The organism is Protofrankia symbiont of Coriaria myrtifolia (genome assembly GCF_900634755.1).
GTDB classification, from domain to species: Bacteria; Actinomycetota; Actinomycetes; order Frankiales; family Frankiaceae; genus Protofrankia; species Protofrankia coriariae.
This window is the reverse complement of the sequence record NZ_CAAAFS010000224.1, coordinates 1-19371: the sequence shown is the minus strand read 5'-3', so window position 1 is coordinate 19371 and position 19371 is coordinate 1. Positions and strand designations below refer to the sequence as shown.

Genomic DNA, 19371 nt, shown 5'->3' with positions numbered 1-19371 from the left:
ACCGTACTTGTAGTGCTTGGTGAGTAGGAACGGCGTGTCAGCGCCCGTCCGTCCCCGGCGCGGACAGCCAATCTGTCGGCCATGTCGTCCAAGCCGACCGCGGGTTTCAGGAGCGCATCGCGAAGACGGGGCTGGTGCTGTCGCAGTTCTGGCCGGACGCGCCGCCTCAGCAGCGTAACTTCCCGATGCGTAATGCGGTGATGTCCGGCTACGGCATCACCACGATCGTCGTCGAGGCGGGAGAACACAGTGGCGCTCGCATTCAGGCCCGGATGGCGGTGCACCACGGCCGGCCGGTGATCCTGGCCGACCTTGTCGTCGACAGCACCGAGTGGGGCAGAGAACTCGTCGGTCGTCCCGACGTCTACGTCGCGTCGTCGATCGCCGAGGTAAGAACCGTGGTCGAACAGCTTGCCCAACGTCCGAGCCAACTGGAAGCGGTTCTCAGCCAGATCGCCGTCTGATGGTCACCCGCTCACCCGCTCTCGACACACTCCGCGACCTCATCGGCAGCACGGAAAGCCCGTTCCTCCGCAATGCCCGATGGGCGCCCGGAGCCACCTGCAGCATCTGCACGGGGATCCCGAACCACGGTCTTTCTTTCGTGCTGGTGGTCATGCTCGTCGTGGCCTCGGGCGACTGTGGGGACACGCGGGTGACTACGACAGATCATGGGTCCGGGTACACTCGGGAAATGCGTAGCACTGAATTTCTCCTCTGTGCCGTGGGGCCTGAATGTCTCGTCTGTTACGGCTCGCCTGGGCGGCTTCCGCCGTTGTGGGAGGAGGCCTTTTCGGGCTGGTGGTGTCACGGTTGAACGGCGCCTCCTGGCCGCCGTTCACAGCCTTCAGCCTCGTCCTCGGCACGGGATGGACCTGGGCCGGTCTGGCCTATTTTTTAGGACGGTCCTGTGCCGCGTCAGCTCTGCGCGCGTCGGTGGCGGCGCTGCTCGGTCTGGTCGCGGCCGTGGTCGCATACAGCCTCAGCGATCTTTCGCGTGGAGTCTACCGCACGGTGGATGAAACAGATCCGCTGTTGGCGACGTACACGGACTGGCGAGGTTTTGTCACCACGACCGGCTTCTGGGTCGTGGTCGCCGTCGTCGTGGCTCCGGTTCTCGGCATCGCCGGGCGGTCGGGACGAGGCTGGCAGACTCGCGCGGTAATCAGCAAACTCCTGATACCGATCCTGGCTCTGACCGAGATGACGCGGCGTCTGGCAACGGAGGCGGGGTTTCAGCCCAGCCCGGTGGCGGTGTATACCTGGGGCGTCGTCGAGGGCTGCTCGCTCCTGGTCGTGATCGTCATATTGGGAATCCGCGCAACCCGGACGCTTCAACGACGCTAAAAGAACGTCCGCGGCCCGGCAACGTGGGCTGAGCACCGCGTATCATGCGATTATGAACGCAGGTCCGGTAACTGTGACAGGTCTCGGTGCCTGGGGCGATCTCAAGGAAAGCCCGGATGGCGGGACGTGGTGCGAGGTACGCGAGTTCGCGCTGCTGTCCAACGGGCGTGAAGTGACGCTCCTGGATGACCGAGGGTGGACGACATCCGCGCCGCTGGACAAGATCTTACTTACCCATATCGTGCGCGACGTCCATAACGTGGTCCTGCCCGACGACGCCGAGGAAATAGGCGAACAGCATGAGTGGCAACGCTTCGAGCAGCGCCTGCGCGAAGCCGGTGTTCTGGCCACTCCGGACGGGCTCCGACTGTTGCCGTACCGCATCATTCTGAGCATTCCCTGAGATTATTCTCGATCTGCGTGCGACCGGGGCCGGCGCGTCGAGCACCCGCACGCGTCAGCCGTCAGCCGTCAGCCGTCAGCCGTCAGCCGTCAGCCGTCAGCCGTCAGCCGTCAGCCGTCAGCCGTCAGCCGTCAGCCGTCAGCCGTCAGCCGTCAGCCGAGGCGGCGGTAGACGGCGGGACTCTCCCCCCGGCCCGGCACGACCAGAACGGTCCCGTGGGTGCGCAGGCCCTCGGGGCCGGTGAAGTCGAGATAGTCGGTCATGGGCTTTCACGCTCCTGCCAGTTGGGGCTCGGCGGTGGACGCGGGCTGCCAGCCCAGCGCGGGGGCGACCTCGGTGGCGATGAGCTCAAGCGCCCGGATCGCCGCGTCCTGCTCGATCACCGCCGGGTTGAACTGGGCGATCAGGTCGGTGGCGACTGGCAGTACCCGTTCCCGGCGCAACTGTTCGATCAGCTCGTCGGGATGGCCGTAGAAGGAGTGGAAGCGGCGCAGCGCCTCCTCGGTGTCGATCCCCGCCGGGAAGGCGCCGCGCACGGAGAACCGCTGGGCGGCCGCGAGGACGTCCGGGCCGATCTGGGCCAGCGCGGTGCGGCGGTCGGCCGCCGGGAAGATGAACCGCGACAGCCCGATGCGCGGCGCCCGCGGCTGCTCCCAGGCGGCGAGGTAGGCGTCCGCCCAGGGCCGCTGCACCTCGTCGGTGGGCTCGTCATAGCCGTAGGTGGCCCGGTTGAGCAGCAGGTTCGAGCCCGCCGCCGCGGCGTACCGCGCACCTGGCTGGCTGAAGACGCCCTGCCAGACCCGGTCGGTGAAGTCGCGGGCGGCCGGCTGGATGGTGAACCCGGGCGCGCCGACCTCCTCGTTCGCGAGCGCCCTGCGCAGTACTGCCAGCCCTTCGCTGGTCAGCTCGCGCCGGTGGGCCACGTCCCGGCCGAACACGGCGTACTCAAGCTCGCTGCCGCCGCTGCCGACGCCGATCTCGACCCGGCCGCCGCTGAGGGTGTCGACGACCGCCACGTCCTCGGCCAGCCGTACCGGGTCCTCCAACGGCAGGACCGTGATCGCGGTGGCGAGCCGGATGCGCCTGGTGCGGGCGGCGGCGTAGGCCAGGAACGTCCACGGTGAGGGCAGGCCACCGCCGCCCAGCGACACGTGGTGCTGGGCCACCCAGCCGACGTCGAAGCCGAGTTCGTCGGCGACGACGAACAGCTCCTGGGCGTTGCGGTAGGCCGCGGTGAAGTTGGTACGTCCCCGGTCGTCGGCACGTCCCTGGACGTGGGTGAGGAAGCCGAGCCGGAAACGCGGCCGGCCGCCGGGTCGATCGGTCATGCGCTGGCGCCTTTCAGGGCCGACTGGGCGGATGCGGATGCGCCTGCCGGAGCCGGGATGGCACCGGCGGGAACGGCGGGCACCGGGACGGCGTCCGCGGGCACCGGGCTGGCGGGGGCCGCGGGGCGGACCGCCGCGGGGACATCCACTCCGAGGACGAGGTCGAGGACGGCCCCGGCGCCGCCGGTGGGGAGTTTGCCGCCGCGCCAGGCCACGTGCTGGTCGGGACGGACCAGCACGTTGTCGGCGCCGTACAGCGCGCGGGCCGACGGATCGGTGAGGTGGACGACCGTGAACGGCAGCGCGCGGGCCGTCGTCTCGGTGACGAACGCCCGCTCCACGGCCCGGTCCGCGGACAGCACCAGCAGCGCGAAGCTGTTGCCGATCCGGTCGTAGAGGGTGTCGCCGTAGGAGTCGACGAAGCCGTCCGGCGCGCGATGGCCCGGGCGCGGGTCGTCCTCGTAGTGGTCCGCGTGCCACGGCGGCTCCGTGCCCGACTGGCTGTCCTCGTACCAGATCACCGCGGATGCGTCGTAACGCTCGTCGAACGTCACACCGGCCGCGGCGAACGGGTTCCGGGCGATGCGGGCGCTGATCTCGGCGCGCCGCGCCCGCGCCTGCGCGCTGGTGTCGGCGTCGTCGGGGATGCCGAGCTCGCGCAGCTCCGCCACCAGTGCCTGCGACTGCCGGCCGCGCTCCAGCGCGTGGTCGGCGACCGCCAGTTGTGCCGGCGGCGCTCCTGGTCGTAGGAGTCCAGCAGGGTGTCGGGTGCCTGGCCGGCGAGTACGGCGGCGAGCTTCCAGCCGAGGTTGGCCACGTCGCCGAAGCCCTCGCCCAGGTTGCCGCCCGGGGTGCGCACGTGGGCGGCGTCGCCGGCCAGCAGCACCCGCCCGCGGCGGAACGTCCGCGCGATCCGGGTGGCGTCGTAGAAGGTCGTCGCCGAGACCAGCTCCAGGTCCAGGTCCAAGCCGAACGCCGCCCGGGCGATGTCGATCAGCTCGGCCTCGGGAGGCTCGTAGCCGAGTGGGTACGGCCCGGCGTACACCCGCCACTCACGGGTGCTCACCGCCGCCAGGAAGCCCGCGGCCCGCTGGTTGAAGACGATGTTGGTGCCGCTGGGCGCCGCGCCGACGACGCCCGTGATGTCACCGGTGCGGACGATGAGCCGCAGCCGTTTCTCGGTGGCGTGCTCGCCCTCACGTTCGATGCCGGCCAGCTTGCGGACCGTGCTGCTGCCGCCGTCCGCGCCGATCACGTACCGTGCCCGGACGGTCCGCCGCGCCGCGCCTACCTCGGGAGAGGCTGTTTCCGGGGAGCCGGCTGTGGGGGAGCCGGCCGCGAGGAGAACAGCCTCGATGCGGTCGGTGTGCTCTCGCAGCGCGTCCAGCCGCCAGCCGCCGGAGACGCTGACGCCGCGTTCGGCCAGATGGGTGAGGAAGACCTGCTGGAGCGCGGTCTGCGGGCGGCGCAGCGCCTCCTGCGACGAGTGGCGGCCGGCGAGTGGCCCGCCGTCGGGTAGCCCGGTGAAGGACGGCTGCTGAGGCTGGCCCAGTTCGTGGCCGACGAGGGAGGTGACCAGGCGGATGCCCCGGTTCCACTCCGGTGGGAAGGTCCACTCGTCCCGGATCCGCTGCAGCAGCCCCCAGCGGCGGAAGTGTTCCACCGTCCGCGGGTTGTGGCCCATCGCGCCGGCCCGGACCAGCGTCGCGGTGCGGGCCCGGTCGACGACCGCGACCTCGACCCCGCGGGCGGTGAGCTCGACCGCGGCCGACAGGCCCACCGGACCGGCGCCGACGATCAGCACGTCGACCTCGCCCGGCGGGGTGGCGGCCGGGACCCGCACGGTGTGGATGTCGCGCCCACCTGTCACCGAGTACGCCGTCACCGACACGGTCATGCCGCACCACCCGCGCTACCCGCGACGCCCGCGACCACGGGCTCGGCGCCGGAACCCGCGTCGACGCCGGCCGCGGCCGCCGCGCGTTCCAGGGTGTGGCGGTTGACGGGGAACGGCAGGCCGAGGTTCTCGCGCAGGGTGCCGCCCTCGTACTCGGTGCGGAACAGGCCGCGCTTCTGCAGCAGCGGGACCACGTCGCCGATGAAGCGCTCCAGGTCGTCGTGGGTGCGGAAGCGCAGGTTCAGGCCGTCTGCCGCGCCGGTCCGGAACCAGTGCTCGATGGTGTCGGCGACGGTGTCCGGGGCGCCGGTGAACGGTGACGGCCGGTACTCGGTGAGGGTCTCGACGACCTGGCGCAGGGTCTGACCGGCCTCGCGGGCCCGCCAGACGATCTCCAGGCCGCGGGTGCGGCCGCCCTTCTCGGCCAGGTGCGCGATGTCGGGGAACGGGGCGTCGAGGTCGTGCTGGCCGAAGTCGTAGGCGCCGAAAGCGCGGCCGAGGAAGGCGAGCTTGCGGTCGAAGTCGTTGTCGGCCTCGAAGATCTCGCGGGAGACGCGGTGCGCCTCCTCGTCGGTGTCGCCGACGACGGGGCTGGCGCCGACGAAGATGACCACGTGGCCGGGTTCGCGGCCGAGCGCGGCGGCGCGTGTCTTGATGTCGCGGTAGTACTCCTGTGCCTGCGGCAGCGACTCGCCGGGGGCGTAGATGCCCTCCGCGATGTGGGCGGCCAGGTTACGTCCCTCCTCGGAGACCCCCGCCTGAAAGATCACCGGCTGGCCCTGCGGCGACCGCGACAGGTTCAGCGGCCCGGCCACCCTGAAGTGCTCGCCGACGTGGTTGAGGGCGTGCAGCCGGGTCGGGTCGAGGAAGACGTCGCGCTCGACGTCGGCGGGGAAGGCGTCGGCCTCGTAGGAGTCCCACAGCCCGCGCACCACCCGCACCGCCTCCAGGGCACGGCCGTACCGGGTGCCGTAGTCGAGGTGCTCGTCCAGCCCGTAGTTGCGGGACGTCTGGGTGTCGAAGCTGGTGACGACGTTCCAGCCGGCGCGCCCGCCGCTGATGTGGTCCAGCGAGGCGAACCGCCGGGCGAGGTTGAACGGCGAGTTGTACGTCGAGCTGGCCGTGCCGACCAGGCCGAGGGCGCTGGTGTGGGTCGCGACCGCCGACAGCAGCGTCAGCGGCTCGAGCCGGTTGAGATAGTGCGCCGGGTAGCTGGCGTTGATGAACTGGCTGTCGACGATGAAGAACGCGTCGAACAGCGCCCGCTCGGCGGTCTGCGCCTGCTGGATGTAGTAGTTGATGTCGACGCTGGCGTTCTTCGGGACACGCTGGTCCTTCCACAGGCCGTGCTGGCCGGGGCCACCGACGCCGTAGGCGCTCAGAGCAAGGTGGAGCTCGCGGGTCATGTCGTTTCCTCTTCGGCGGAAGTCGGCCGGGACCGGTGGGATCGGTGGGATCGGTGGGACCGGTAGGACCGGGGCGGCCGGCGGATCGACGCGGATCAGGCCGGCAGATGGAGACCGGCAGATGGGAGCGGCGGGGAGCAGGAGCGCGGCGGATCTCGTGGTCAGACGTGCAGCAGGGCGCGCAGCGCCTCGCGTTCGGCGCGGGTGGCGGCGGAGCGCAGCGTGGGCGCCGAGCCGACGAGCAGGCGGGTGTAGGGGTGCCGCGGGGCGTTGATGATCGCGCGGGCGGCACCCACCTCGACGAGCTCGCCCTGGTAGAGCACTGCGATCCGGTCGGCGACGCCGGCGACGGACCCGAGGTCGTGCGAGATGAAGATCAGCGCGACGCCGGCGTCCCGCAGCTCCTTGAGAATCTCCAGGACGCCCACCCGGTTGGCGGAGTCGAGCGCGCTGACCGGCTCGTCCAGGATGATCAGAGCGGGCTCGGCGACCAGGGCCCGCGCCACGGCGACGCGCTGGCGCTGGCCGCCGGAGAGCTCCCCGGGCAGCAGGGCGAACAGCTCCTCGTCCAGGCGGACCCGGACGAGGTAGGCGCGGCCGCGGGCGATCGCCTCCCGGCGGGGCACGCCCTGGATCAGCAACGGCTCGATCAGCGACTCCCCGACGGTGAGGTCCGGGTCGAGGCTGCGCAGCGGGTCCTGGAAGACGTACTGGACGACGCCGCGCCGGCGCAGCGCCCGCCACTGCTGGTGGGAGTATCCGGAGACCTCCTCGCCGGCGATGCGGATCCGGCCGCCGGAGGAGCGCACCAGGCCCAGCACCGCCCGGGCGAAGGTCGACTTGCCCGAGCCGGTCTCTCCGATCACTCCGACGGTCTCACCGCGGTGCACCGTCAGGGCGGCGCCGTGCAGCGCCCGGCGCCGCCGGCGCCCCCGCCCGTAGTGCACCTCGAGGCCGGCGACGTCGAGAACCGGCTGGTCGTCGGCAGACACGCCAGTGGCCGTGGACACGTCAGTGGACACCGTCGAGCACCTTCCGTTCCTCGGGGCCGGTCGGGCCGTCCAGGTACCGTTCCAGGCCGTACTGCTCGTGCTCGGCGATCAGCAGCCTGGTGTATTCGTGCCGCGGGCGGTAGAGCACGTCCGCGGTCGCCCCGCGTTCGACGACGTCGCCCTGGCGCATCACCAGGACCTCGTCGCACACCTGCGCGACGACGGCCAGGTCGTGCGAGACGACCACGAGCGCGAGCTCGGTCCGCTCCTGCAGGTCGGCCAGCAGGTCGAGAATCTCGGCCTGCACGGTGACGTCGAGCGCGGTGGTCACCTCGTCGGCGATGAGCACCTGTGGGCCGGCGGCGATCGCCGCGGCGATCAGGATCCGCTGGAGCATCCCGCCGGACAGCTCGAAGGCGTACTGGTCGTAGACCAGTTCGGGGTTGCGCAGGTGCACCGCGGCCAGCAGTTCGACGGTGCGCTGCCGTGCCGCCCGCCGGCCCAGGCCCAGCTTGACCCGGATGACCTCGGCGATCTGCGTCCCGACCTTGACGGACGGGTTGAGGTAGGACGCGGGGTCCTGGAACACCGCGCTGATCGTCGACCCGCGCAGGCCGGTCCACTCGCGGATGGTCAGGCCGGCGATGTCCCGGCCGGCGATCTCGATCGACCCGTCGGACACGGTGAGGTGCTCGGGCAGGATGCCGAGGAGCGCCCGGCAGGTCAGCGTCTTGCCGCTGCCGGACTCGCCGACGATGCCGAGCGCCCTGCCGGGCCGCAGCTCGAACGAGACGCCGTGCACGATCTCACGGTCGTTGACCTCGTCCCGGATCCGTACGTCCCGGGCCACCAGTACGGCGGCGTCCGCCGCGGCCGTCTCGGCCGCCTCCGCCTCCGCCGAGACTGCCTCCGCCCTCCTTGGGGCCGGTGTGCTCGCCGCGGACACCTCGGCGGACGCGGACGCGGGTGTCGTGGGGCCGGCCGCGGCGGGGGCCGTACTGTCGGGAAGGGCCGTGCTGTTGGGAAGGGCCGTGTTCATCGGGCAGCACCTCCGGCGGAGAGCGGTTCGGTGTTGCCGGTGTTGCCGGTGTTGCCGGTGTTGCCGGTGTTGCCGGTGTTGCCGGTGTTGCCGGCACGATGGGCGCGTGCCCGGCGGCTGTTCAGCAGCGCCCGGCCGGCCTCGCCGGAGACGTCGCGGATCGCGTCGGCCAGCAGGTTGCTGCCTCAGACCGTCGCCATGATCAGGACGGCGGGCGCGATCGGGGCCCATGGCTGGTACGCCAGGTAGCCCAGGGCGGAGGCGAGCAGCCCACCCCAGGTCGGTGCCGGTGGCTGCACGCCGATGCCGAGGAAGGTCAGGCTGGAGACGACGACGAAGCCGGTGCCGATGGTGTAAGCCAGCGCCACCGCGATCGGTGGCAGCACCTTCCCCCACACGTGCCGGCGCACGACCAGGCCGACCGACGCCCCGGCGATCAGCGCCGCCTCGACGTACTGGGACCGGGCGACCGCCAGCGTTGCCGCCCGTGACACCCGGTAGAACAGCGGCGAGACGAGCACGCCGACGACGAACATCGCCTGCGGGATCCCGTTGCCGAGCAGCGCGGTGATGGCCACGGCGTACACCAGGAACGGCAGCGCGACGAGGGTGTCGGTGATCCGCAGTGTGCACCACTCGAACAGGCGGCCCAGGTACACCGACAGGATGCCGGGGAGAACCCCCACCACCAGCGCGATCAGCGCGACCTGCAGGGCGCCGAGCACACTGGTGCGGGAGCCGTCGAGCAGCCGGCTGAACACGTCCCGGCCCAGGTAGTCGGTGCCGAGCCAGTGCGACCAGGACGGGCCGGCGAGCGTCTGCGGGCTCGTCTCGAGCGGGTCGTGCGGGGCCAGCACCGGGCCGAGGACCGCCAGCAGCACGATCACGAACAGGACGCCGACGGCGATGCGGCCCGCGTTCAGGCCGAGGATGCGACGGACCATGTCACAACCCCCGCTGCGAGGCCGGGGTGACCCGGGCCAGGATGACGTTGACGATCAGGTTGAAGGTGACGACCAGGACGATCGAGATGACCAGCACGCCCTGGACGGCCGGCACGTCACCGGCCTGGGCCGCGTCGTTGGCGAACCGTCCGAACCCCTGTAGCCCGAAGATCCACTCGGTGACGACCGAGCTGCCGATGAGCATGGGGAACTTCAGGCCGAGCACCGCGAGGGCCGGCCCGGTGCCGTTGCGCAGCACGTGCCGGAAGAAGATCCGCCGCGGGCTCAGCCCCCGCACCACCGCGCCGATCACATAGTTCTCCTGGTAGGCGGCGATAAGGCCGGCCCGCAGCTGCCGGGCGACGTCCGCGACCGTGTCGAAGCTCAGAGCCAGCGCGGGCAGCAGGATGTGGGAGAGCCACGGCCAGGTGCCCGCGCTCGCCGGGACGTACCCGGCGGAGGGGAACCAGCCCAGCCCGACGGCGAAGATCGAGACCAGGACGATGCCGACCACGAACGGCGGCGTCACCGAGATGATCGTGGTGAAGCCGGTGATCGCCCGGTCGATCCAGGTGGTGCGGCGCAGCGCGGCCAGCGTACCCAGCGCGAAGCCGCCGACGATGCCAATGATCAACGCTGCTGTCGCCACCGACAGGCTGATGGACAGGCCGTTGCCGATCAACGTGGCGATGTCGGCGCCGTTGGCCCAGCTGACGCCGAGATCACCGTGCAGGATGTTCTCGAACCACGTCCAGTACTGGGCGAGGAAGGGGCGGTCGAGGCCCCACGCCCGCTCGATCCGGGCGACTGCCTCCGGAGTGGCGCTCTCCCCGAGCTGGATCTGTGCCGGGCTGAGCCCGCTGATCGCTCTCAGCGCGAAGGTCACGAAGGTCGCCACCAGGAAGACGGGAACGAAGATCGAAACTGAGCGGGCGAGGGTGACCAGGCCGCGGCCGGCCGCCCGTCGCGCCCTGGCCACGGCGACCTGTCCACGCCGGTCAGGCACGACCGCGTAGCCAGCCGTGCTCACCGCCATGGGTTGCCTCCTTTCTTCGGGTCGGAATTCTCGTCGGGCTGGGCTGCTTTTCAGCCGGAACGGATGTCGTCGGGCTGGGCTGCCGGTATCCGGTATCCGGTATCTGGATTACTGGGATCTGGTCTACGGATCGCTGGGATCCGGACTACGGGATGTGGCGACCGGTGAGATCAGGGCATATCTGGCGGATGCCCTAGTCACCGATGGTGACGCCGGTCCAGTCGATGTGGCCGGGGTTGCGGGGCAGGTTGGAGATCGCCTTGTTCTTGGCGAACAGGTTCGGCGAGGAGTGGGTGAAGATCAGCGCCTGGCTCTGCAGCCCCGCGCGGGTGGCCTCCTGCAGGACCTGCGGGTATTCCGGCGCGTCCAGCGGCGTCCCGCGGACCTTCGCGATCGCCTCCTCGAACCCCGCCGGCTCGTACGGGGAGCTGAGGTTCAGCGGCCCGTCCGGCCCGAAGTGCGCGGTGAGGGTCTGGGCCGCGGAGTCACGGCCGGTCGTGCCGTACAGCGAGAACGTCAGGTCCTTGGCGAAGAACGGCGTCGCCCAGTTCTTGTCAATCTTGATGTTGACGGTGATCCCGATCGCCGCGAGCTGCGACTGCACGATCTCCGCCTGCGGGTTCTCCGTGGAAATGACCAGGTCCAGCTTGATCTGGCCGGGCTGGTAGCCGGCCTCGGTAAGAAGCTGCCTGGACTTCTCGGGGCTGTAGGGGTATAGGTTCTTCGACTTCGGGTCGTAGGCGACGTAGCCCTCCGGGAACGGCTGGTCGGTCGCCTGGCCGTAGCCGAAGGTGAGCTTGCCGACGTACTCCTGGCGGTTGATCGCATACCGGACGGCGTCGACGACCTTCGGGTTGTTGAACGGCGCCTTGTTGATGTTCAGGCTGATGTTCGAGGCGTTGAAGCCGGGCTGCACGAAGACGTCCAGGCCGGCGGCCGTGGCGGCCTTGGCCTGGCTCGGCGATTGCCCCAGGTCCGCGAAGTTGTAGACACCCGTCTGCAGGCCGGAGACCACGGTGGCCGCGTCCGGGGCCGAGACGAGCTCGACCCGGTCGATGTGGATGTTCGCCGCGTCCCAGTAGTTCGGGTTCTTCTTCAGGACGGCCTTCGTGCCGGGAATCAGCTGCTCGATGATGAACGGCCCGGCGCCGACCGGGTTCTGGTCGAGCTTCGCCGGGTCGGCCGCGGCCTGCGGGCTGGCGATCTGCAGCACGCGCTCGCCGAGCAGGAGCGGGATCTGGTGGTCGACCTGCGTGAGGTGGACGACGGCGTCGAGGTCGCCGTTGGCAGTGACCGACCTGATCGAGGTGAGGTCACCGAACAGGGCCGAGTTCTTCTGCGTCTTGGCCCGCTCGATCGCGTTCTTGACCGCCTCGGCGTTGACCGGGGTGCCGTCGCTGAACGTCAGGTTCGGCCGCAGGTGGAAGGTGACCTCGTCACCGGCATCGTTGTAGGTCCAGCTCTGGGCCAGGTCCGGGACCGCGTTGCCCTTGTCGTCCGTCCTGGTCAGGGATGCGTAGACCAGGGCGAGCTGGCGGAACTGGGCACCGCTGCCGGAGACCACCGGGTCCCAGTGGCTCGGGAAGTAGGAGGTGGCCCACTTCAGGGTGGCCGAGCCGCCGCTGCCCGCGGTGGAGCCGGTGCCCTGGCTGCCGCAGGCGCTGACCAGCAGGGCCGCAAGCGCCAGCAAGGCCCCGAGGACCGACCCACGCCTGAAGCGGCGGACGGACGACAGGTGTCGCTCGGAGATCATAATCTTCTTTCTCTGGTCGGGCTCCGGTGAGACCGGATCGTGGGCCGGGCGGGCGGTGCCTGACGGGGCGGTGCCGCGCGGGATGTTGTGTGCGGCGCAGGCCGCGACCTGCGGAGACGGGCTCAGGAGACGAGGAGCGACGCCGCACCCGCGGGGTCGGAGGCAGCGGCGGGGGCGGGCGCGGAGCCGGTGTCGGCGGCCGGGGCGTCGGCGGTGTCAGCGGTGTCGGCGGCCGCGGTGGTGGCGGCAGGCTGTTGCGGCTGGCGGCTGGCGGCGGGCCGCGGTGTACCGGTTCTCCGGGACGGGCAGGCCGAGGTTGCCGCGCAGCGTCGTCGACTCGTACTCGCTGCGGACGACACCGCGTTCGCGCAGGATCGGCAGCACCTGGTCGATGAACCGGGCGAACTCGCTGGGCACCGTCACACTGATGTTGATGCCGTCGAAGCCGCCGCCGTCGAACCAGCGCTCGATCTCGTCCGCGACGGTGCGCGGCGAACCGACGAAGGGCGAGCGCTGCTCCTGGAGCTGGTGTTCGACCACCTGACGCAGCGTGAGGTTTCTTTCCCGGGCCAGCTTCTTGATCTTCTCTGCATGGGTCCGGAAGCTGCGCGCGCCGACGTCGCCGACCTCGGGGAACGGCGCGTCCAGGTCGTACTGGGAGAAGTCGTGCCAGCCGAAGGGGCGGCCGAGCTCGGCCAGCGCCCGGGCGAAGCTCTTCGCGCCGAGGATCGCGTCCTCCTTGGCGCGAGCCTCCTCGTCGCTGTCGGCAATGATCGGGAAAATTCCCGGGACGACGAGCAGATGCTCGGGGTTGCGCCCCCTGGCCGCGGCCCGCGCCCGCAGCTCACTGCGGAACGCCCGCGCCTGCTCGAGCGTCCCGGCATGGGTGAAGATCGCGTCGGCGATGCTCGCGCCCAGGTCACGGCCTTCCTCGGAGTCGCCCGCCTGGAAGATGACCGGCTGGCCCTGGGGGGTGCGCTCCAGGTTGAGCGGCCCGACCACCGAGAAGTACTCGCTCCTGTGGTGCAGCGCGTGCTGGCGGCTGCGGTCGAAGAACACGCCGCGTTCCTTGTCGCGCGGGAAGGCGTCGGCCTCGTAGGAGTCCCACAGCCCCTGGGCGACCTGAACGTGTTCGAACGCCCGCCCGTAACGGGTCTCGTAGTCGTAGTGCTCGTCGCGGCTGTAGTTGCCCGCCGTCCCGGCGTCACCGCTGGTGACGACGTTCCAGCCGGCCCGGCCGCCGCTGATGTGGTCGAGCGAGGCCAGCCGGCGGGCGACGTTGAACGGCTCGTTGTAGGAGGTGGTGATCGTACCCACCAGGCCGATGTGGCTGGTGTGCACGGCGATCGCGGACAGCAGCGTCAGTGGCTCGAGCCGGCTGAGGTAGTGGTTCGGCGAGTCCGGGGTGATGAACTGGCTGTCCACGATGAAGACGTGGTCGAACTTCGCGGCCTCCGCCTGCCGCGCCCGGGCGATGTACCAGCGGACGTCCACGCTGGCGTTGCCCGGGATCTCGGGGCTCAGCCAGGTGTTGTGCTGCCCCGGGCCGCCGACTCCGAGGAGGACGGCGCCCAGCTTGAGCGTACGAGCAGACATGCGGTGAGACCTTCCTGGTAACTGGGCGGCGAGCGCGCTGGGACGGCCCGGCCGTCAGGCCGGCGCTGGTTCCGGCACGACGGGCACGCTGATGGGGCGGGAAGGGCTGGTGGAGCAGGGTGGGAAAGGGCGCCCCGTGCCGCCCGCCGGGCGGCGGTCACACGGCAACCGGTCGGGTCAGCAACCGGGTGGGGTCAGGCGACCGCGCGGCTCGACGACCGTGCATGCCGATGGGAACGGTGGCACAGGGTGACGACGCTGCGGATCAACGGCGATGCGAGGCAACGACAGCGCAGAGTCGCGGCCCGACCGGATTCAGCGGGCGGATCGGGTCAGCGACAGCGGGTCGCCTGGCTGCGCGCAAGGTCGAGCCAGCGACAACACGTGAGCAGCACGGTGGCCGACTGGGTCATGCCGATGAGCATGGGGCGTGCGCGACCGGATGTCCAACAATGCTTCGTGATGGCGATTTATCGCATCTCGCGATGGATTTTTCACCAACCCGACAAACACAGTAGGTTTGCCCGATAGCCTGGCTACCATGAGACGGACTCTGGACATCGCCCCACTGCGCAGCTTCGTAGCTGTCGCGGACTGTGGCGGTTTTCAGCGAGCGGCGGCGTCTCTGCACCTCAGCCAGGCAGCGGTGAGCCAGCATGTGCGCCGCCTCGAATCCGCGACGGGGCGATCCCTGGTCGAGCGCCAGGGGCGCGGCTCCCGTCTCACCCGCGACGGTGAGCACCTGCTCAGCCAGGCGCGGCGCATCCTGACCCTGCACGACGAGACCCTGCACAGCTTCGGCCTGGGTACCGAGGAGGCGGTGGTCATCGGTTCGACCGAGCACGGCGCGGCCCATCTGCTGCCGTTCCTCGCCACGGTACTGACGCAGTCGCTGCCCCACTGCCACGTCCGGTTCCGCATCGACCGGGGCACCAAACTGCGCGAAGGGCTTGACGCCGGCCGGGTTGACCTGGCGTTACTCCTCGGCCCGGCCGACGACCCGCGCGCGCGGCCGGTCGGCGAGCTGGAGCTGATCTGGTACTCCGCCCCCACCTGGCGGCGGCCGTCGCCGGCGCAGCCGATACCGGTGGTCGCCTTCGACCAGCCCTGCGCGCTGCGCACCCGAGCGCTGGAGACCCTGTCGCTCCACGCGATCCCCGCGGTGATCGGCGCGGAGGCCATCCAGCTCGCCGGCGTGCAGGCAGCGGTCGGGGCCGGTCTCGGGGTCGCGCTGATGGCCACTCTGGGCCAGACTCCCGAGGGGCTTGTCGCCCGCGACGACCTGCCCAGGCCGGCGCCGCTGCCGCTGGCCGTCTGGTCCCGGCACGGCCTGTCCGCAAAAATCGCGCAACGCGTCGCGGAGGCGTTACAGCAACTCCTTACGCAGGCCGCGGCAAAGACCATCGTCACAAACCTGGAACTCGCCAAAGGCGCCTAACTCCATACCCAGCCCCCCGCTGCTCCCCGCACCGGAACGAGTACGTAAGTGGTTGCTGTAGTAGCCACCTGTTCCCTCATTGTTATGATCGCCTTCCTCATCTTCCGGTGTCAGGGTCGGGGCGGGGTCTGGCGGCGTGGCCGTGAAAGCGGCGCCGTGCGCGCACATATATGTTGCGGCTATGTTCGCCGTGACTACGTCACGACGTCACGGACTGTCATCGCGGGGTCCGGCGGTCGGAGACCGCCCGGCTTCGCGGCAGGCGCGGAGGCGCGATTTCCGCGGATGTCCGAGCGTCTCACCGGTTACGGCGGCCGGTGGGCACGGCCGCAGAGGCGATTTCCGCGGGCGTCCGAGTGTCCCGGTCAGGTGCCATGTAGGCGGCGAGGTGCTCGCCGGTGAGGGTGCGGCGGGCGGCGACGAGGTCGGCGGGGGTGCCCTCGAAGACGATCCGGCCGCCGTCGTGGCCGGCGCCGGGACCGAGGTCGATGATCCAGTCGGCGTGCGCCATGACCGCCTGGTGGTGCTCGACGACGATGACAGACTTGCCGGCGTCGACGAGCCGGTCGAGCAGGCCGAGCAGCTGCTCGACGTCGGCGAGGTGCAGACCCGCGGTCGGCTCGTCGAGGACGTAGATGCCGCCCTTCTCAGTCATGTGGGTGGCCAGCTTCAGGCGCTGCCGCTCGCCGCCGGACAGGGTGGTGAGCGGCTGGCCGAGGCTGAGATAGCCGAGCCCGACGTCGGCGAGCCGGCCGAGGATGGTGTGCGCGGCCGGCGTGCGCGCCTCGCCGGCACCGAAGAACTCCGCGGCCTCGGTCACCGACATCGCGAGCACCTCGCTGATGTCGCGGCCGCCGAGGTGGTGTTCCAGCACCGACGCTTCGAACCGTTTCCCCTCGCACTCCTCGCAGGTGGTGGCGACGCCGGCCATCATCGCCAGGTCGGTGTAGATGACCCCGGCGCCGTTGCAGGTGGGGCAGGCGCCTTCGGAGTTGGCGCTGAACAGCGCCGGCTTCACGCCGTTGGCCTTTGCGAACGCCCTGCGGATCGGGTCGAGCAGCCCGGTGTACGTCGCCGGGTTGCTCCGTCGCGAGCCGCGGATCGCGCCCTGGTCGATCGACACCACACCCGCGCCGGCTGGCGCCGTCAGGTAGGGCAGTGAGCCGTGCACGAGCGAGCTCTTGCCGGAGCCGGCGACGCCGGTGACGACGACAAGCACCCCGAGCGGGATGTCGACGTCGACGTCGCGCAGGTTGTGCGCTGACGCGCCGCGGATCGCGAGCCGGCCGGTGGGCGTCCGCACCGTCTCCCTGAGGGTGGCCCGGTCGTCGAGATGGCGGCCGGTGAGGGTGCCGCTGGCCCGCAGCCCCTCGACGGTGCCCTCGAAGCAGACGGCGCCGCCCGCCGCACCGGCACCGGGGCCGAGGTCGACGACGTGGTCGGCGATCGCGGTCGTCTCCGGCTTGTGCTCCACGACGAGCACCGTGTTGCCCTTGTCCCGCAGCCGCAGCAGCAGGTCGTTCATCCGCTGGATGTCATGGGGGTGCAGGCCGGTGGTGGGCTCGTCGAAGACGTAGGTGACGTCGGTAAGCGAGGAGCCGAGGTGACGGATCATCTTGACGCGCTGCGCCTCGCCGCCCGACAGCGTGCCCGACGGCCGGTCGAGCGAGAGGTAGCCCAGCCCGATCTCCACGAACGAGTCGAGGATCCGTCGCAGCGCCGCGAGCAGCGGCGCCACCGACGGCTCGTCGAGGCCGCGGACCCATCCGGCCAGGTCACTGATCTGCATCGCGCACGCGTCGGCGATGGTGATCCCGCCGATCCGTGACGACCGGGCCGCCTCGCCCAGCCGGGTGCCGTCGCACTCGGGGCAGGTGGTGAACGTCGTCGCCCGCTCCACGAAGGCGCGGACGTGCGGCTGCAGCGCGTCGACGTCCTTGGACAGGAACGATTTCTGGATCTTCGGGATCAGGCCCTCGTACGTCAGGTTGACACCGTCGACTCTGATCTTGGTTGGCTCCTTGTGGAGGAGGTCGTGGAGCTCCTTCCTGGTGTACCTGCGGATCGGCTTGTCCGGGTCGAGGAAGCCGCAGCCGCTGAAGATGCGGCCGTACCAGCCGTCGACGCTGTAGCCGGGGATCGTGAGCGCACCCTCGTTGAGCGACTTGCTGTCGTCGTACAGCGCGGACAGGTCGAAGTCGGTGACCGTTCCCCGGCCCTCGCAGCGCGGACACATGCCGCCGGCGCGGGTGAAGGTCTGTGTCACGGTCCTACCGGCACCGCGTTCGACCGTGATCGCACCGCTCGCCCGGACCGAGGGGACGTTGAACGAGAACGCGTTGGGCGGGCCGATGTGCGGCCGTCCGAGCCGGCTGAACAGGATGCGCAGCAGCACGCCCGCGTCGGTGGCGGTGCCGACCGTGGAGCGGGCGTCGGCACCCATCCGCTGCTGGTCGACGATGATCACGGTTGTCAGCCCCTCGAGCACGTCGACCTCGGGCCGTGCCAGCGTCGGCATGAAGCCCTGTACGAAGGCGCTGTACGTCTCGTTGATCAGCCGCTGCGACTCCGCGGCGATCGTGCCGAACACCAGTGAGCTCTTGCCCGCGCCGGAGACGCCGGTGAACACCGTCAGCCGGCGTTTCGGGATCTCGACGCTGACGTCCTTGAGGTTGTTCTCGCGCGCGCCCCGCACCCGGATCAGCTCGTGACTGTCGGCAACGTGCGGTGCGGACGGCCGCGGGCCCGTCCTTATGGCCGTGCTCATCGTGTCTCCATGTTCGGCACTCGTCATTCGGCACCTGTCATTCGGAACTCGTCGGTCGGACCTGCCATTCGGAACCCGTCGGTCGGGGAGCGCGGGTCGTGGCCACGATCGCCGGCCGGCTCAGCGCAGCTCCTGGATGCGGATCAGGTTGCCCGCGGGATCGCGGACGGCGCAGTCGCGAACGCCATACGGCTGCTCGGTCGGCTCCTGGACGACCTCGGTGTCGCCGGCCTGCAGCCGCGCGAAGGTGCCGTCGAGGTCGGCGGTGGCCAGCAGGATGCCGGCGTAGGTGCCCTTGGCCATCATCTCGACGATGGTGCGGCGCTCGTCGTCGGTGACGCCGGGGTCGGCGGCCGGCGGCGTCAGGACGATGGACGTGCCGGGCTGGTCGGCGGGGCCGACCGTGATCCAGCGCATCCCGCCGTATCCGACGTCGTTGCGGACCTCGAAGCCGAGGGTGTCGCGGTAGAAGGCCAGGGCGGCGTCCGGGTCGTCGTGCGGGAGGAAGCTCGCGTGAATGGTGATGCCCATGGCGGTCACGCTAGGTGCGGCTCGCGGGCCGGCGCTTCTCGATTCCTGATCGGTCTGGTCACCTGTCTCGCCACGCAGGACGGCATCCCCGCCGTCACGTGCGCCGCCTGGCGCCGATAGACGCTGGGCGGCACACCGACCAGCTCGGTGAAGCGACTGCTGAAGGTGCCCAGCGACGAGCAGCCCACCGCGAAACAGACCTCGGTGACGCTCAGGTCGCCACGACGCAGCAGCGCCATCGCACGCTCGATACGCCGCGTCATGAGGTAGGCGTACGGCGACTCGCCGTAGGCGCGCCGGAACTCGCGGCTGAGATGCCCGGCCGACATGTGCGCGCCGCGGGCGAGCGCTTCGACGTCCAGCGGCCGCGCGTACTCCCGGTCGATCCGATCGCGGACGCGGCGCAGCCGGGCGAGATCGCTCAGGCGCTGTGCCGCGGCGGGTCTGCTCGTCACCTGCGAAATCGTGCCACACCGCAAGGTCGCTGCCCCCGGAGCTGTCGGAAGGCCTCGAGTTCGATCTGATCGTCCTCGTCGACCCGGAAACGTTCGGTAACGGTATCGAAGGAGCGGTCGACCGCTACGTCGCGATGACCCGAGCGACCCGGCAACTCGTCATCCTCACAAGCTCCTGACGCCGGCCAGAACAACATGATCATCATTGGATGATTGTGAAGGGCTCAAGGATGTGAGTCTGGTGCTGTCATAACGACAGCGGATTCACATCCTTGTCTTTTTGCTGCTTATCCCCAGGGCCCGTTGTTGCTGTCGGTTCCTGCTCGTAGTGCCGCCAGTTGCTGGCGGCACTGGGCGCGTTTGGTGTCCACCGGGTTCGCGGGGTCGTGGTAGGTAACGCCGTGGTAGTGGCCGACGACCGCGTCGGAGGGGGTGTAGT

At 70.4% G+C, this 19371-nt stretch carries 14 protein-coding genes and 3 pseudogenes; 4 read left to right on the top strand and 13 right to left on the bottom strand.

What is annotated here, in order from left to right; translation table 11 throughout:
* The first annotated feature begins 134 nt into the window (after nt 1-134).
* The 3 genes from CM1CMNOD_RS12660 (at nt 135) to CM1CMNOD_RS12650 (ending at nt 1750) form a co-directional block, all read left to right on the top strand.
* A complete protein-coding gene (locus CM1CMNOD_RS12660) occupies nt 135-464 on the top strand; it encodes a DNA-processing protein DprA (RefSeq protein ID WP_050803528.1) in 330 nt (109 codons plus the stop codon).
* A gap of 349 nt (nt 465-813) precedes the next feature.
* Nucleotides 814-1347 carry a hypothetical protein gene (locus tag CM1CMNOD_RS12655; protein WP_131774001.1) on the top strand — a complete coding sequence of 178 codons (534 nt, stop codon included), beginning with the start codon at nt 814-816 and terminating at the stop codon, nt 1345-1347.
* Between the two features lie 73 nt (nt 1348-1420).
* The gene (locus CM1CMNOD_RS12650) at nt 1421-1750 is read left to right on the top strand and encodes a hypothetical protein (protein WP_013874001.1); all 330 of its coding nucleotides are present in this window, start codon (nt 1421-1423) and stop codon (nt 1748-1750) included.
* A gap of 155 nt (nt 1751-1905) precedes the next feature.
* Here CM1CMNOD_RS12650 and CM1CMNOD_RS24070 read toward each other — a convergent pair.
* From CM1CMNOD_RS24070 to CM1CMNOD_RS12600, 10 genes and pseudogenes are all read right to left on the bottom strand, one after another.
* Nucleotides 1906-2013, bottom strand: a pseudogene (locus CM1CMNOD_RS24070) (alpha/beta hydrolase); the annotation flags it as partial.
* A gap of 6 nt (nt 2014-2019) precedes the next feature.
* On the bottom strand, nt 2020-3078 hold the full coding sequence (locus CM1CMNOD_RS12640; protein ID WP_013873999.1) for an LLM class flavin-dependent oxidoreductase: 1059 nt from the start codon (nt 3076-3078) through the stop codon (nt 2020-2022).
* Nucleotides 3075-4975 (bottom strand): annotated as a pseudogene (locus CM1CMNOD_RS12635) (FAD-dependent oxidoreductase). Before CM1CMNOD_RS12635 ends, CM1CMNOD_RS12640 begins: the two are co-directional and overlap by 4 nt.
* On the bottom strand, nt 4972-6381 hold the full coding sequence (locus CM1CMNOD_RS12630) for an NtaA/DmoA family FMN-dependent monooxygenase (protein ID WP_013873998.1): 1410 nt from the start codon (nt 6379-6381) through the stop codon (nt 4972-4974). Before CM1CMNOD_RS12630 ends, CM1CMNOD_RS12635 begins: the two are co-directional and overlap by 4 nt.
* Nucleotides 6382-6542: 161 nt before the next feature.
* A complete protein-coding gene (locus CM1CMNOD_RS12625) occupies nt 6543-7403 on the bottom strand; it encodes an ABC transporter ATP-binding protein (protein WP_043603651.1) in 861 nt (286 codons plus the stop codon).
* Nucleotides 7393-8412, bottom strand: a complete 1020-nt coding sequence (locus CM1CMNOD_RS12620) for an ABC transporter ATP-binding protein (protein WP_083828279.1) — start codon at nt 8410-8412, stop codon at nt 7393-7395. The genes CM1CMNOD_RS12625 and CM1CMNOD_RS12620 overlap by 11 nt, the downstream gene beginning before the upstream one ends.
* Nucleotides 8409-9356, bottom strand: a pseudogene (locus CM1CMNOD_RS12615) (ABC transporter permease). Before CM1CMNOD_RS12615 ends, CM1CMNOD_RS12620 begins: the two are co-directional and overlap by 4 nt.
* Nucleotide 9357: 1 nt before the next feature.
* On the bottom strand, nt 9358-10392 hold the full coding sequence (locus CM1CMNOD_RS12610) for an ABC transporter permease (protein ID WP_013873997.1): 1035 nt from the start codon (nt 10390-10392) through the stop codon (nt 9358-9360).
* 193 nt (nt 10393-10585) lie between these two features.
* Nucleotides 10586-12145: an ABC transporter substrate-binding protein gene (locus tag CM1CMNOD_RS12605; protein WP_013873996.1), complete on the bottom strand. Its 1560-nt coding sequence runs from the start codon at nt 12143-12145 to the stop codon at nt 10586-10588.
* 216 nt (nt 12146-12361) lie between these two features.
* On the bottom strand, nt 12362-13741 hold the full coding sequence (locus CM1CMNOD_RS12600) for an NtaA/DmoA family FMN-dependent monooxygenase (RefSeq protein ID WP_013873995.1): 1380 nt from the start codon (nt 13739-13741) through the stop codon (nt 12362-12364).
* 541 nt (nt 13742-14282) lie between these two features.
* On the opposite strand from CM1CMNOD_RS12600, the gene CM1CMNOD_RS12595 reads away from it, so the two are divergent.
* A complete protein-coding gene (locus tag CM1CMNOD_RS12595; protein WP_013873994.1) occupies nt 14283-15179 on the top strand; it encodes a LysR family transcriptional regulator in 897 nt (298 codons plus the stop codon).
* A gap of 298 nt (nt 15180-15477) precedes the next feature.
* Here CM1CMNOD_RS12595 and CM1CMNOD_RS12590 read toward each other — a convergent pair whose 3' ends face one another.
* The 3 genes from CM1CMNOD_RS12590 to CM1CMNOD_RS12580 all read right to left on the bottom strand — a co-directional run bounded on the left by CM1CMNOD_RS12590 (nt 15478) and on the right by CM1CMNOD_RS12580 (nt 18932).
* Nucleotides 15478-17946 carry an ATP-binding cassette domain-containing protein gene (locus CM1CMNOD_RS12590; RefSeq protein ID WP_013873993.1) on the bottom strand — a complete coding sequence of 823 codons (2469 nt, stop codon included), beginning with the start codon at nt 17944-17946 and terminating at the stop codon, nt 15478-15480.
* A 120-nt stretch (nt 17947-18066) separates the two neighbouring features.
* Nucleotides 18067-18477, bottom strand: a complete 411-nt coding sequence (locus CM1CMNOD_RS12585) for a VOC family protein (RefSeq protein WP_043603647.1) — start codon at nt 18475-18477, stop codon at nt 18067-18069.
* A 5-nt stretch (nt 18478-18482) separates the two neighbouring features.
* Nucleotides 18483-18932, bottom strand: coding sequence for a helix-turn-helix transcriptional regulator (locus CM1CMNOD_RS12580; protein ID WP_043603644.1), 450 nt, complete (start codon nt 18930-18932; stop codon nt 18483-18485).
* Nucleotides 18933-19371 lie beyond the last annotated feature (439 nt).